This is a genomic window from Blautia sp. OM06-15AC (assembly GCF_003481425.1).
Lineage (GTDB): Bacteria > Bacillota > Clostridia > Lachnospirales > Lachnospiraceae > Fusicatenibacter > Fusicatenibacter saccharivorans.
This window is the reverse complement of record NZ_QULD01000008.1, coordinates 1-13,638: the sequence shown is the minus strand read 5'-3', so window position 1 is coordinate 13,638 and position 13,638 is coordinate 1. Positions and strand designations below refer to the sequence as shown.

General features: G+C 43.2%; 13 protein-coding genes. All 13 read right to left on the bottom strand.

The annotated features are described in order from the left end of the window. Position 1: 1 nt before the first annotated feature. The 13 genes from DXB83_RS11040 to DXB83_RS10980 all read right to left on the bottom strand — a co-directional run bounded on the left by DXB83_RS11040 (position 2) and on the right by DXB83_RS10980 (position 13,573). A complete protein-coding gene (locus DXB83_RS11040; protein WP_117804743.1) occupies positions 2 to 781 on the bottom strand; it encodes a glycosyltransferase family 32 protein in 780 nt (259 codons plus the stop codon). Beyond that, entirely contained in the window at positions 778 to 1,848 is a 1,071-nt protein-coding gene (locus DXB83_RS11035) for a glycosyltransferase family 2 protein (RefSeq protein ID WP_118697630.1), read from the bottom strand. The genes DXB83_RS11040 and DXB83_RS11035 overlap by 4 nt, the downstream gene beginning before the upstream one ends. Positions 1,849 to 1,861: 13 nt before the next feature. Continuing rightward, positions 1,862 to 2,878, bottom strand: a complete 1,017-nt coding sequence (locus DXB83_RS11030; RefSeq protein ID WP_118697629.1) for a glycosyltransferase family 2 protein — start codon at positions 2,876 to 2,878, stop codon at positions 1,862 to 1,864. Then, on the bottom strand, positions 2,871 to 3,977 hold the full coding sequence (locus DXB83_RS11025; protein ID WP_118697628.1) for a polysaccharide pyruvyl transferase family protein: 1,107 nt from the start codon (positions 3,975 to 3,977) through the stop codon (positions 2,871 to 2,873). The genes DXB83_RS11030 and DXB83_RS11025 overlap by 8 nt, the downstream gene beginning before the upstream one ends. A 2-nt stretch (positions 3,978 to 3,979) precedes the next feature. Beyond that, the gene (locus DXB83_RS11020; RefSeq protein WP_118697627.1) at positions 3,980 to 5,179 is read right to left on the bottom strand and encodes a glycosyltransferase; all 1,200 of its coding nucleotides are present in this window, start codon (positions 5,177 to 5,179) and stop codon (positions 3,980 to 3,982) included. Further along, complete coding sequence (locus tag DXB83_RS11015; RefSeq protein ID WP_173827143.1) at positions 5,176 to 5,874, bottom strand: glycosyltransferase family 32 protein; 699 nt, start codon at positions 5,872 to 5,874, stop codon at positions 5,176 to 5,178. Before DXB83_RS11015 ends, DXB83_RS11020 begins: the two co-directional genes overlap by 4 nt. Before the next feature lie 26 nt (positions 5,875 to 5,900). Then, positions 5,901 to 6,731, bottom strand: coding sequence for a glycosyltransferase family 2 protein (locus DXB83_RS11010; protein ID WP_118697625.1), 831 nt, complete (start codon positions 6,729 to 6,731; stop codon positions 5,901 to 5,903). After that, positions 6,728 to 7,744 (bottom strand): EpsG family protein, encoded by a 1,017-nt coding sequence (locus DXB83_RS11005; protein ID WP_158581108.1) that lies wholly within the window; start codon positions 7,742 to 7,744, stop codon positions 6,728 to 6,730. The genes DXB83_RS11010 and DXB83_RS11005 overlap by 4 nt, the downstream gene beginning before the upstream one ends. A gap of 118 nt (positions 7,745 to 7,862) precedes the next feature. Beyond that, complete coding sequence (locus tag DXB83_RS11000; RefSeq protein WP_243108915.1) at positions 7,863 to 8,981, bottom strand: glycosyltransferase family 4 protein; 1,119 nt, start codon at positions 8,979 to 8,981, stop codon at positions 7,863 to 7,865. 162 nt (positions 8,982 to 9,143) lie between these two features. Continuing rightward, on the bottom strand, positions 9,144 to 9,767 hold the full coding sequence (locus DXB83_RS10995) for a sugar transferase (protein WP_118640343.1): 624 nt from the start codon (positions 9,765 to 9,767) through the stop codon (positions 9,144 to 9,146). After that, positions 9,764 to 11,266, bottom strand: a complete 1,503-nt coding sequence (locus tag DXB83_RS10990) for a polysaccharide biosynthesis tyrosine autokinase (RefSeq protein WP_158581107.1) — start codon at positions 11,264 to 11,266, stop codon at positions 9,764 to 9,766. The genes DXB83_RS10995 and DXB83_RS10990 overlap by 4 nt, the downstream gene beginning before the upstream one ends. 16 nt (positions 11,267 to 11,282) lie before the next feature. Then, complete coding sequence (locus DXB83_RS10985) at positions 11,283 to 12,686, bottom strand: polysaccharide biosynthesis tyrosine autokinase (protein WP_158581106.1); 1,404 nt, start codon at positions 12,684 to 12,686, stop codon at positions 11,283 to 11,285. Positions 12,687 to 12,697: 11 nt separating this feature from the next. Then, positions 12,698 to 13,573, bottom strand: coding sequence for a DUF5011 domain-containing protein (locus DXB83_RS10980; protein ID WP_118640340.1), 876 nt, complete (start codon positions 13,571 to 13,573; stop codon positions 12,698 to 12,700). Positions 13,574 to 13,638: the final 65 nt, after the last annotated feature.

Here is a 13,638-nt window from a genome sequence, read left to right as displayed (position 1 = left end):
GCTATCCTTTCCATTTTATTTTTTCCTTTATGCTCTCATACCTCTCTTTTCCTAAAATACTTCTGCATATTCTGTTCGGCAGATGAATCATACAGTCCATATTTCTTAGATATTTTCTTTTTTTCTTTTCTTTTTCTGTAAGCCATGATGCTTCAAAATGATGAATCGAATATGTATTATCTGTCAATTCACACTTATGACTTTTCCAATTGATCGGGCAGAAATACTCTGCTGGATAAATATGAAACTTACAAATTTCCTGTTCCACATTTTCTTTCTTCATTCCCAGTTTTACCAGTGCCGCTGTGTTATAATAAGGACACGTTTTTAAATTTTCTTTTTCCTGCTCAGCAAAATCAATCTCTTTATAAATATCCATCATCGCCTTCACGACCGGATGAAAAGCAGATGCGCCAAACCCCTGTCCCGTATTCACATAAACCTCATCACATTCTTCATCCACTTTCTTCTCAAATCCGATATAGCCATCTGTTTCTAACAAATCATCCAGTGATCGAATTAGTTCGACATCCGTATCAAGATAGATTCCTCCATACTGGTAAATAATATCCAGTCTGGCATAATCAGATACAAACCCCCAGCGTTTTGCCTGATACGCCTGCTCCATATATTTATTTTTATGAACATCATAATTCTTGCTGTTCCATTCCATAATTTCATAATCCGGACAATATTTCTGCCAGCTCTTAATACATTCAATTACCAGCAATGGTTTTTCGTTTTCCCCAAACCAACAATAATGAATTTTTTTCGGTATCATATAAACTCCTGGCAATAAATAGAATATTTTGCATAATCTTTATTTAGAATTGCTTTTGCAAGAAAATAATATCTGTCCTTTTTTTTCAAATACTCTTTAAAATTAGTACAGACAAATTCACATTCCCCTGCAAATACAGCCTTTTTTATTTTTTCCGGCAGCATAACAATCCTCCGGCAGGTAAATACAATCTGTCTCATTACCCTTTGATAATTCTCGTAGTCAAAAGGAATCTCCATTTTCTTTTGAATCTCAGCCATTAACAGCATAATCCAATAAGAATCTACTCTTTTTGGATTTTCATCATGCCTCTGTGTAATACTCTCTCCATGAATTCGATATGCATACACTACATCAGACAAACAATCCACTTTATTCGCCATTGGAAAAATCACAGCTCCGATAATTGCATCCTCATACCAATAGCCCTCCGGAAATTTCAATTCTTCCCACAGTTTTGCTTTCATCACCTTTAAACAGGGGCCTCCCCAATATTGATTTCTTTCTTTTGGCAAATGTTCTTTTTTTATCATTCCAAGAAAACCATTTTTATCAAAGCGATAGCCATTTCCCTCTACAATATCCGCATCTTCCAGATACGCTTTTGACAGCAAACACTCTATTGCATTCGGTAATAAAACATCATCCGAATCAACAAACATAATGTATTTGCTTTTTACTCTTTCAAGTCCTGCATTTCTTGCACCCGAATACCCTTTATTCTCCTGCCGAATAACTTCTACACATGGATTTTTTATGTATTGATTTAAAATTTGCCCGCTTCGATCCGTCGATCCATCGTCAATTGCAATTATCTGAAAGGAATATTTTGTTTTTTGCAGGACGATCGACTCCATACATTCCTTCAGCCAGTTTTCCGAGTTATATACAGGCACTATAATCGTGAGATCATATCGAATCTCGCTGCTCCTGTTTTCAGAAAATACATCCGGCGACACGGGCGGTGCAACATCCATCAGTATTCTCTTCGCATCCTGTGAAGAAAGTGTAATCTTTTCTTCCCGTATCTCATAAGCAATCCATGCCGCTATTCTTTTAAAAATCATTTTCAACCTCCCTTTAAATCAGGCTGAATATCCACCACCAGTTTTTCTTTATCATATACAACAATATTTTTTGTTTTTCGGGCACATCAAGTTCCTGTATTTTTAATGGACATCTTCTCACTACAGGATCGTTCAGTAGTTTCCTACAATACACTTTTCTCTCACTCCTGTCTGTCATTTTACCTCTTTCCTTCAGTCCAACTAATATAACAAACCATGTCAGCCAGTTCAATTGCTGCTCAAAACAATACTCTTTTCTATTTCTGAATTCTATCTCTGCATGTTCTATTATTTTCTTACACGATTCCCATCTTCCCTCTCGAAATGATTTCGAAATAGAATCTGGATTATACCAGTAATGATAAATTCCGGCTTCTTCTTTATAGTAAAATTTTTGTGTACATAAAATCACTTTTGCACTGAAAAGGATGTCTTCACTAAACTTAATCTCTTCGAAAAAAAATATCTGATTTTTCTTCAAAAAATCCGTTCTATACAATGCTCCACATGCCCCAACAACAGGTCCCAAAGTTAATTGCCTCGTAGCCAGCAGTCTTGGATATATTTCTTGTAAAATTCTCTTTCTATCATAAATTCCTCCCTGCATTTCTCTTACTGTTTCCACTCGACATGGAACATTTCTTTCCATCCCTGGCCATTCTGTCCGAAATGCTCTATATCTGACGAAATCTACCTGATATTTCTGCGCCAGCTCATAGAGCTGCTGCAGACCGTCTTTTTCCAGCCAGTCATCACTGTCCAAAAAGAAAATATATTTTCCAGTTGCCACTGTTATTCCCCTGTTTCTTGCAGACGCAAGTCCTCCATTTTTTTTATGAATCACTCGCACTCTTCTATCTTTTTCCGCATATTGATCGCATAAAACCGGACTCTGATCCGGTGATCCATCATCAATCAATATGATTTCTATATTTTCTACCGTTTGATTCCGCACGCTGTTTACACAACGTTCTATGTAGGCTTCGACGTTATAAACGGGGATAACAACAGATATTATCGGCCTATTCATTTTTCTTTTCTCCTGTTATTTTCGCTAAATATTCTTCTGCTTCTTTCCTCTCTTTCTGCAGGATGAACTCGATCCTTTGCCAGTTTATCTTTTTTGCTGTCTGCAGTTTTTTCACATGATCCATCTTCCTGTCCTCCACTCCAAATACTTTCAATAAATCATTCACCCGCGTATTGATACGTTCTTTTCTTTCGATCACAAAAAATTCTTTATGGAAAATTATTGCAAACACTGTTGCATGAAATGAATTAGAAACTACAGCTTCCGCATTTAAAATTAAATTTACAAATTCCAACGGCCCAATATCTGCACATACTTTGTCACAGATTTCTGTTTTAAAAACCGACCAGATCTCTGTTTTTGTTTTTTTAGAAATTTTTTCCGCAATTTCCTCTGCCACGCAGTTTTTATCAAAATCATAAAGCAGCACATACTTTTTATTCGTCTCTGTTTCCGGCAATATTTTTTTCCACTGACACTGTTTCAGCAAAAAAACGGGATCACAATTTCTTTGAGACTGAAGTCCCATTTGCTTCACCAATGCAGCTCCTGTCTGCTCTCTGACCGAAACAGCATCAAAGGATTTAAGCCATTCCTTCATACGCTGTCGGTCTTCTTCTTTTAACGCATCAACTGCAAAACTCGCCGCATACGATGCCCTTCTTCCCTTTTCCGTAAATTGCAGAAAGAATGCAGGATCTTTTCCATTTGGAAAGATTGGATTCCATATCTGATCGCTCCCTGCCAGATACAGGTCTGCTTCTTCTATATTTTTTAGTTCTTCACACGTTCTATATGTTGTATCTGTCAGTTCTAACGCATTTTTCCGGAAAGCATCAAATCTATATTTTCTTTTACTGAATAATTTTTTTATTCTTCCTGGCATCTTCACCAGCAAATAAATCTCTCGAATTCCTGCCCTGTCATATTCTGGATTATTTACCGCTTTCAGACTATAATGCCTGCTTAGGTAGTCCGGCTTATAGTCAATAATTTTCACCTCATGACCGCAGTCTTTCAAATATTGCATTAATGCATATGCCTGTAAGCTTGCGCCTGCATTATATACATCATGGCAAGTAATAATTCGTATTCTCATTTCTATCCTCTGCAAATACACTCTATTTTGTTGATTTCCTGCCTGTTAGAATAATCCTTTTTCCTGCACTCCTGCACCAGCTTTTCAAGCCGCTTCGGTTCCCGTAATATTTCACTGATTTTTTCTCCACACGCTCTGTTTTCCAGCGGCACTATGATTCCATCTATTCCGTTTCTCAGCTGACTTTCTGCTGTTGGATATCCCGTAATAATCACCGGTTTTCCAAGCATTTGAGCTTCCCTTACAGCTACACAATTCCCCTCATATCTTGATGGCTGCACATAAACATCACACGCCCTGATATATGGATATGGATTCTCTTTTTTCCCCAGAATTTTTACATATTGTTTCATTCCTGTCTCACATATTCTTTTACGGATTTGCTTTTCATTTTTTCCAAAACCAATTAAATACCAGGTTACTTCCAATCCATTCTGCCTGATTTGCCGACAGATATCCGGCACATTATCAAAATTTTTAGCATAGCAGAACCTGCCAATTGACAATATTTTTATCCCCGATGCATTCATTTCTTTTTCCACCGAAAAACTTTCTGCCTGTCTTTTGATGAGCTGTTCCGGTAAAATATTTTTTATCAATATCATTCTATTTTTTAATGTAGGAAATTTCTTCAAAAATTCTTTTGTAACTGCCTCTGAGATAGATGCGATATAATCATATGCCTTCCACATTTTTGTTTCGGATAAAATATCAATCTGCACCTGGGAATAGTCCGTATGGATCCATGCGATCTTTTTCTTGGCATTTACTTTCTTCGTTACAATATAATGTGGTGTCAGAAAACTTACCGCCAGATCATACTCCTTTTGGGGTTGTATTCGCGGCATAAAAGGGCTGGTATATTTATGGCTATATTCTAAGTTCACATCACTATCTCGGTAATTATGCTTATGATCATAAATCACCGCCGCTGTTTTTCCATATAGCCTTGCCATTGTTAATAAAACATGTCCCTCTTTTAAAGTTGCCTTCATTGGGTGCGCCAAAACTGTATACGCAGCTTTTTGCGGAAGCAGATGAACTTTATCCGGAATCGCATCCATTAATTCTCCTTCCTGACGAAGCAAAAAAAGATCTATTTCCCATTTGCTTTCATCCAGTGCTTCTAAAAATCCTATCAGACTTCTTTCCGCACCACCCAATTCCAATGCATGTGATACAATTAACATTGTTCTCTTCATATTCGAAACCTCTTAAATACATCTACTCCCCAAATCCTATGAATCGGTCTTGTTATCTTCCCTCGTAATTTTTGTGTCTTGTTCATCCAGGATGCCGCATACCAGTGAATAGAAACCGTATCTGCTGTTTTTTCCAGCTTTCCCGTTGCACTGTCATATGGATTCAAAACATTCACCGGATACACTGCCGCTTCCCATATTTTTTGTTTCTGCCCATTCTGTTTTAAGCCTAATGCTGTCAATGCTTTTGTATTCAGTTCCGGACACATTCTTACTCCATTCTTTCCATCCAACAGCACATCATATTCCTTCAGCATCGCCTGAACCACTGCTCCATGCGCAGCGGATCCAAATCCCAGTCCCGTATTTACATACCGCTTATTTTCAAATCCGAAATATGCATCTTCCTGCAATAGCTTTTCCAGTGGCCGAATCACTTCCACGTCTGTATCCAAATAAATCCCTCCATACTTTTCCACCGCCCAAAGTCTGACATAATCGCTTAAATATGCATACTTTTTTTCCGCATAGCACATTCGTGTATATCCATTCATGTCTATGTCAAAATTTTCTTCATTCCATTCGATCATTTCATAGTCCGGGCAATACTGATGCCAGCTTTCTATGCACTTTAAAGCTAATCGGGATTTCTTCCCTTTCCCAAACCAACAATAATGTATTTTCTTCGGTATCATGTATCCATCCCTTTCTATCACATCTTTTATTCACTGGTTATCATTCCTGCATTGCTTTCTAATTTTCTTTTATGAAAATAGTCATAGACTTTCTCTGGCAAAATTCCCACAAGAATTGGCCGCATCGTATATAGGTATCCGCTTATCGGCAGCCCCAGTTTTCGGACCGCTATTCCTTTTACGTAGGCCTCATTTATTCTGTATCGAAGCTTTCTTCTCTTATATGCTGCTCTGTCATCCCGCATGAGATAAAGCTGTTTTGGAATATTTTTACCTCTGTATCCCGCCTCATACATTTTTATCCATAAATGATAATCTTCTACCCGTAAAATACTTTTTTTCTCTGTGTATCCAGCCACTGCATCGTATGCTTCTTTTCTTACCATACATGGTGCATGGCAAAACGGAGATCCATACAGAAAATCCTTTTTCTTTGGATATTCCGGATGACTTATCTTTCCCCATATTCCTGTTTGATCAAAATATCCCATATCTGTGCTTACGATTGAAATTGTTTTCTCTGTTTCCAATGTTTCATATTCAGCCGCAAATCGTTCCGGCAGACAGATATCATCCCCATCCATTCTTGCAATGTACTTTCCTTTGGCCGCTTTCAGACATCGGTTCAAGGTATAATTAAGTCCCCTGTTTTCTCTGTTTCTCAGTAAGATCATTTTTTCCGGATATCTTTTCCTATAAAGCTCTGCCACTTCGTACGTTGCATCGGATGATCCATCATCGCACATAATCAACTCCCATTCTTTCATTGTCTGGTTTAAAATCGACTCAATTGCTTCTGACAGCGTATCCGCACAGTTATACATTCCCATAATTACACTGATCTCTGGATTTTTCATATAAGCCCCCATATAAAATGCATCTGATAATAAAAGAATCCAATATATCCCAAAACAGCAGCACTTTTTATAATTTTCGCCGAATTCTCTGTAAAAATATTTTCCATTTCCCAGGGAAGCAAAATGGACGCAGAATACACAGATCCATAAGAAATCAGCCGTCCTATGAATATACCGGAAGTTTTCATCGATACAACTGCAATTCCACTTGTTAGGATTGAGAAGTTTGTCATAATGTTAACTACCGGGTTATCCGCTTCTTTGATCTGCCTGCGTCCAACCACAGAAAAAATCATAGGAATAGAATAGACGAATACTCTGATTGGATTGGTTCCATTATCCTCCCACTCTTTCCAGTCCGTTACCATATTAGAATACTGTGTATTTGACAGCGCATCGTTCATCCCATCTGTAAACCTGTTTACAAATATCAGTATTAAAATGCATCCTAAAATACACAGCACACTCTTTTTATTCCATGCTTTCCCCTGCACAATAAAGATAATCGGTACCATAAGAAGCGCTGACGCATGGAACGTTGCCCCTAACAGGATAATTACTGTCAGTGGTACATATTTTCTTTTCAGAAGCAATGGAAATCCCGCCATAATAATTGCAATTGCCAAAAACTGGCGAATACCATTCTGACACCAGGACATGTAATCCGTTCCTGCAACAAAAATAAATATACTCATCCAATAGTTTTCACTATATTTCCGGTAGATAAATGCCATGCATAACATTTGTATTGCAGCTATGATCAGAAAAAAACAAACAGATGAATTTCCAATAAAGCTTTTGAAAACCACCATGAAAACGGAAAAACCTTTATCTTTTTTTATTCCCTGAAGATAGAATGGGAGCTCAGCTAGCCTATTCGGTGCTTCGCTGAAAGCTCTCCGGTATGCATAGGTGTCTCCAAAATTATCAGATCGTAATGCTGCTGCTATTATGTACGGAATCACCAGCAGCACCGCCGGTGCCATCTGCCATCTTTCTTCGATCCTTCCCATAACGATCTCCTGCTTTTTCGACAGAAATCTTGTCAGAATTATCCCTGCTGTCAAAATCCAAATTAATTGAAACCAATAGTTCGTTATGGACATCTTTCACATCTCTCCTTTTGTTTTACTAAAAGTCTCTTTTTTCATCCTCTCGCAGACTCTGCACTGTTTTCTCCACCACAACTTCTTTCCGAAACTCTCTCTCCATCTTCTCTCTCCCCGCCTGTCCCATCTGCTCTCGTTCTTCTCTGCTGCAATGCAGCATCTCTTTCATTGCGTCATACAGCATCTCTTTATTTTTTACCTCAACCAGCAGACCGCTTTTCCCATTTTCTACGCTCTCCCTGCACCCCGGAATATTGCTTGTGATGACTGGGCGGCCTGTGGCGGCGGCTTCTAAAAGGACATTACTCATTCCCTCATGGTAACTGGGGAGCACTACGCAGTCTGCTTCTATGTAAAACGGACGTGGATCCGACTGAAAGCCGTAGAAATGGGCGATTCTGTGTTTTTCCAGTTCTTTTACCTGCTCTTTGTATTCATCTTCAAAAAAACCAACCAGATCAAGGACAAAGTTTTCGTTTTCTTTTTTCAGATGCCGGACAGCATAAAACAGTTCGTCGATTCCTTTTTCTTTCATAATTCGTCCAAGATACAGGAAATGGATTCGTGTGTGCTTCGGATAAGGCTGCATTTTGTATCTTTCCAGATTAATTCCTGCCCCGGCCAGGACGATCTGGCGATCGGCGGATATGATTTTTCTTTTACAAAATTCACTGGCATTTTCTTTGTTTTCAAAAAAGACGTATTTCACTTTTTGGAACGCTTTTCGATATAAAATTGTAACAAGCCCAGTTAAGACTGGTTTTTGAAATGCTGTTCCCAACCCCTGTACATTGGCATAATACGGAATTTGCTTTTGGCCGCTGAGCAGGCCTATGTAGATATTCGGTTTTATGGAATAGGTGAGTATAAGATCTGGTTTCACTTTTTTCAGCAGACGCTCATAATCCCATAGCAGCTTTGCTTCCGTAAATGGATTCACCCCACGGCGGTTCATGGATATTGGAATGCACTGGATTCCAATGTTCTGGAAATCTTCTTCATGCCCGACAAATGGCATCGCCAGAATCACTTCATACTCTTTCTGCAATGCTTCCGCCAGTTCTCTTCGAAACTGCCAGAACATATACGAATGGTTTGTTACAATCAGAAGTCGTTTTTTCATTGCTCTTTCCCGTTTCATGTAATATCTCGCATCATTTAATTACTTATTTCATTATTTATTTTATAAATTATATCATCTTCCCATTAATATGCAATTACTTTTCTCATTATTTTCCAGTAATTTTCTTTCGTTTTCGACAGCATCCACTCTGCTTTTACTTTTTTCTTCTCTCTTCCCCATTTACTGCCATCTGTTTTCCATCATTCCCTCATGAATTCCATCCTGCCGCAGTACCGCGCCGGCTGTCTTACAGAGGCATTCGAGATCCATTCCTAATGCAATGTGATGCACATAATATCCGTCCAGTTCCGCTTTCTCCCGGATCGGAAGTTCATCCCGCCCATGGATCTGTGCCCAGCCGGTGAGGCCCGGACGGACGCTGTTTGCGCCGTACCGCTCCCGCTCAGAGATCAGATTCTCCTGATTCCAGAGCGCCGGACGCGGACCGACGAGCGCCATGTCGCCTTTTAAAATATTGAAGAGCTGCGGCAGCTCATCGAGGGATGTTTTCCTGAGAAAGCGTCCGACTCTTGTGATAAAGAAATCGGGATGGTTCAGCAGATGTGTCGGCATATCATGCGGCGTGTCGATACGCATCGTGCGGAACTTGTATATGTAAAAATACTGCCCGTTCCGGCCCACCCGCTTCTGCCGGAACAGCACCGGTCCCGGAGAATCCAGGCGGACTGCAATGCCGACTCCCAGCAGCAGCCACGATAATGCTGCCGTTCCCACAAGCGCCAGCAGACGGTCCAACAGATTTTTTAGATACTTTTGATAAACTCCTTTTTTCTTCTCCCTCATGCTTTTCCTCCCTGCTCCCTTGCTGTCCGGTCACTGTTCCGGCGTTCCTTCTCTTTCCCATAGCCGTACTTTCCGTAACCGTAACCATATTTTCCATACCCGTAGCTGCCATAGCTGCTGTATCCGTAGCCCGTCGTGCCCTCCTGCACGCCGTTCAGCACATAGCCGCAGACCGGAATCTGCGAATCCTCGAAAAATTCCAGCGCGCGCCGGACTTCCCGGTCTTTCGTTGTTCCCTGATGTACCACGAGAACTGCTCCGTCGGCAATTCCGCCGAACAGTGCCGCATCCGAAAGCACTCCGCACGGCGGCGTGTCGATGATCAGAAGATCGGCCTCTTCTTTCAGGCTTTCGATCATGGTCTTCATCCGTACCGAGCGCAGCAGCCCTGCAGGATTCTGCGTGCTTCCCGCTCCCGGCAGGATTTTCAGCGTCAGATCCCGGCAGTCGGTAAGTGCCTCCTCCCAATCCATCTGTCCCTTCAGCACGGCAGCAATTCCACGCTCTTTCCGTCCGATCAGTCCCATACACTTCATCACCGAAGGATTCCGCAGATCTCCGTCCAGCAGTACTACACGGTATTTCTTCTTCGCGAACGCCTCCGCCAGGTTCACGGCAACCGTCGTCTTTCCCTCCCCCGGCACGGCACTCGTCACAAGAAGGACCGGACAGTCACTTTTTCCGATTATTCTGTCCTCCATCCTTGTCCGGATCAGCTGCACCGCCTCTTTGAAGGCATCCGGCACTTTTGGATTGCAGATGGTAATGGTCTGTTCCTTTACGCTGCTTCTTTTTTTGATCTTCGCCTGCGGCAGATTTCCAAGGAATGCCGCATTCGTCAGCTTCTTAATATCATCCGCCCAATGGATGGTTTTTCTTGTTCTCACATAGAGGAACAGCAGCAGGAAGGCCGCTGCAAGTCCTGCTGCTGCACCATACGTGCCGGCCCGCAACGCATCCTGGCTGTTAACCGGCACTGCCGGAACACCGCTTTCATCCACCACCGTCAGTGTCGTCGCACCAATGATATACTCTGCCACCTCCGGATAATTCGTGATAACGGATTTCATCACCCGATACGCCGTCTCCGGTGACGCGTCCTGCACACGGATAGTAAAAAGATTGGTATTTTCCATCACGCTCGCCTGAATTTCTGATGTCACCGCCCCGATTCCAAGATCCCGCGCTACAACATCCTTCAGTACGCCGCTTGTCACAAGATACGGAAAGGTCTTTCCAAGCTGCTCTGCCGTTACATTATCGTAATAAGAATAACCGACCGCACGGTTCGATCCGACCACGAACGATGTATATGCCTCATAGACCGGCTGATACCGCAGCTTTGCCGTCAGAAAGGAGCCGCCTCCTGCAAGGATTACAAGTGCCAGCACACCAAAGAAAAATTTCTGGAACGCCTGGAAATACTCCGCCAGAAAGGCGATCAGATCTATTTTCTCTGGTTCCGCTGCGGAATAGGTTTCATACGTTTCTCTGTTCATGCTCTTTTGCTCCCTCTCATCGTTCTGCCCTGCTATAGGCGCCGTATCCGTAACCGTAACCATAGCTGCCTCCGATCCGCTCGCCGAATCCCGGATAAACATTGCCGAACACACAGCCGATGACCTTTTCTTCTTTCTGGTTCAGCGCGTCGATGGCATCGTTGATGTCCCGTGTCAGCACGCCGTCCTGCCGAACGGCAAGAACCGCACCATCAGCCAGCTCCACAAGCTCCTCCGCATCCGCGGCCGCGCCCATCGGCGGCGTATCCAGAATAATATAATCCATGTTTGTCCGGCACGTATCCAGAATCCGCCGGAAAATTTCACCACCGACTGCTTCCGACGGTTCCTCCAGCCGTTCCCGGCAGATGCCCATGTAAACATTCGTGTCCTTGTATTTTTCAAAAACGCTGGACGCCGACTCCTTTCCGACTGCTACCTGTCCGAAATCTTTTCCGGCCTTTTGCGGAAGTTCAAAAATCTTATACAGCGCCGGCTGACGAAAATCACAGTCCAGCAGAAGGACACGGTTCTGTTCCTCTGAAAGGGCAAGCGCCAGATTGGCGGCAAGCGTCGACTTTCCTTCATTTTCCGCCACACTGGTCACCAGCAGCACTTTTCCCCCTCTCCGGTCGAGTCTTCCGCGCACACGGGAAGCAATGCGCTTCAGGGATTCCACATAGGGAAAGCTCCGCGCCGGATTCGTGATCAGCATGGAGCTGTTTTTCCTCTTTTTTTCATGGTACACGGTTCCCAGCAGATCCGCATCAATCTTGCGGCCAAATTCCGTTTCATTTTTGACGGTATCCCGCAGAAAGGAAAAGAAGCCCACCAGCGCCGCCGTACCAAGCGCTGCCGCCAGAAATGCCATTGCAGCGTACTTTTCCGTCGGAATCCGGTTCGACGGACTGCCGGAAACCTGCGGCTGCTGCAGTGTCTCCAATACTACATTGGGAATAATATAATCTGAAATGGTTGTGTAATTCTTCAGCACCGACCGCAGTACCCGAAAGGCTGTTTCCGGCGAATCGGCTGTCACGGAAAGCTCCATTAAATTGGATTCCGGCACAATTGAAGCGCTCATGTCCGCCGGAAAGGATGAGCATCCCAGCTCCTCCATCACTTTTTTCTTTAAAATATTGTTTTCCAGAATCGCCTGAAATTTCTGCGTCATCTCATACGTCGAAGAAAGGCTCGATGCTGCATTTGCATTCTCGCCGCGCCCCATCACGGCAAACGTGGTTTTCACCGTGTACTGATCCCGATGGACTGCCGTCAGCACCGTGTAGGTTATCATCGCCGCCGAACAGGCAATCAGAAGGATGATCCACCAGTTTTTTGCCATATCACACAGAATGCTCCGAAGATCCCAGTCTGCTTCGCCGTTCTGTCCGTTTCCTGTTCTGTCGTATTCTCCCATCTGGAACCTCCTCATTCATTGACGCAGACAATCAGGCGGATGGAGCTTGTCTGTCCCTCCTCCGATGTCACAGTATACGTTACTTCATAGACACCTTCCTTTCCGGTGTCAACCGGATTCTCTATGGAAAGTTTTTCTTCCCCAAGGATCTTGTCTTCCGCGGAAACCGCGTGAAGTTCATCGTCCTCTCCTTTTTCATACATCATCTGATCCACATTCACCTGCTCCAGATAATCCTTCGGATCAAACGCCTGCTGCAGTTCCAGATGGATCAGATACTCGCTTAAAGTAATCTGCGGCTTTCCGCTCTCCTCGGCCGGATCGTAGAGTTCCACCGTCACCGGAAGACTCGTCACATCCCCGGCACGGTTGGCAGCAGAATACGTTACCTGATACAGCCCGGGCGTGCTGCTGATCTCATCCTGATACGAGAGCCGGATGCGGTCCGTAATCGTTCCGTCCAGACAGTCCTCTGCGGAAAGTCCTTCCGTCAGGTCATCTGCATTCACACTGAACCGGAGCGGCCCATCCAGGGAAAAGACCGGCGATGTATAGTCGTTATAGACCATTTCCCGTTCCGCGTGGGTGACATTGTTGTCCGAATCAAAGGCAACGATGCTGATTTTCCGCCGCCCTTTTTCGATAAAGTTGGAAATATGTTCTACCGCAAGCGAATCCGTCACATCGCCGTCCTTCGCATCGTACGCCGTCACGCCGGACAGAAGCTCCGCCTCATCCGCGTGGATACTGACCGAAATTTCACTGTTATCCATCGAAATCTCTGGCCCTTTCCCGTCTTTTCCGGTTCGCTGCCGCATCAGGCACCCGCCAAACGCGAGCGATGAGGCAAGAAATAAAATCAGAACAGCCGCTCTCATTTTGTGCATATCCTTTTGATGTCTCCTCGTATTATATAGTAGTAGTTTTTAGAGACCCTCTCCAAGGTCTTTAT

What these genes read in the sequence shown, in the direction of transcription:
- DXB83_RS11040 (WP_117804743.1), bottom strand. Translation starts at nt 781, where the DNA reads ATGATACCGAAAAAAATTCATTATTGTTGGTTTGGGGAAAACGAAAAA.
- DXB83_RS11035 (WP_118697630.1), bottom strand. Translation starts at nt 1,848, where the DNA reads ATGATTTTTAAAAGAATAGCGGCATGGATTGCTTATGAGATACGGGAA.
- DXB83_RS11030 (WP_118697629.1), bottom strand. Translation starts at nt 2,878, where the DNA reads ATGAATAGGCCGATAATATCTGTTGTTATCCCCGTTTATAACGTCGAA.
- DXB83_RS11025 (WP_118697628.1), bottom strand. Translation starts at nt 3,977, where the DNA reads ATGAGAATACGAATTATTACTTGCCATGATGTATATAATGCAGGCGCA.
- DXB83_RS11020 (WP_118697627.1), bottom strand. Translation starts at nt 5,179, where the DNA reads ATGAAGAGAACAATGTTAATTGTATCACATGCATTGGAATTGGGTGGT.
- DXB83_RS11015 (WP_173827143.1), bottom strand. Translation starts at nt 5,874, where the DNA reads ATGATACCGAAGAAAATACATTATTGTTGGTTTGGGAAAGGGAAGAAA.
- DXB83_RS11010 (WP_118697625.1), bottom strand. Translation starts at nt 6,731, where the DNA reads ATGAAAAATCCAGAGATCAGTGTAATTATGGGAATGTATAACTGTGCG.
- DXB83_RS11005 (WP_158581108.1), bottom strand. Translation starts at nt 7,744, where the DNA reads ATGGGAAGGATCGAAGAAAGATGGCAGATGGCACCGGCGGTGCTGCTG.
- DXB83_RS11000 (WP_243108915.1), bottom strand. Translation starts at nt 8,981, where the DNA reads ATGAAACGGGAAAGAGCAATGAAAAAACGACTTCTGATTGTAACAAAC.
- DXB83_RS10995 (WP_118640343.1), bottom strand. Translation starts at nt 9,767, where the DNA reads ATGAGGGAGAAGAAAAAAGGAGTTTATCAAAAGTATCTAAAAAATCTG.
- DXB83_RS10990 (WP_158581107.1), bottom strand. Translation starts at nt 11,266, where the DNA reads ATGAACAGAGAAACGTATGAAACCTATTCCGCAGCGGAACCAGAGAAA.
- DXB83_RS10985 (WP_158581106.1), bottom strand. Translation starts at nt 12,686, where the DNA reads ATGGGAGAATACGACAGAACAGGAAACGGACAGAACGGCGAAGCAGAC.
- DXB83_RS10980 (WP_118640340.1), bottom strand. Translation starts at nt 13,573, where the DNA reads ATGCACAAAATGAGAGCGGCTGTTCTGATTTTATTTCTTGCCTCATCG.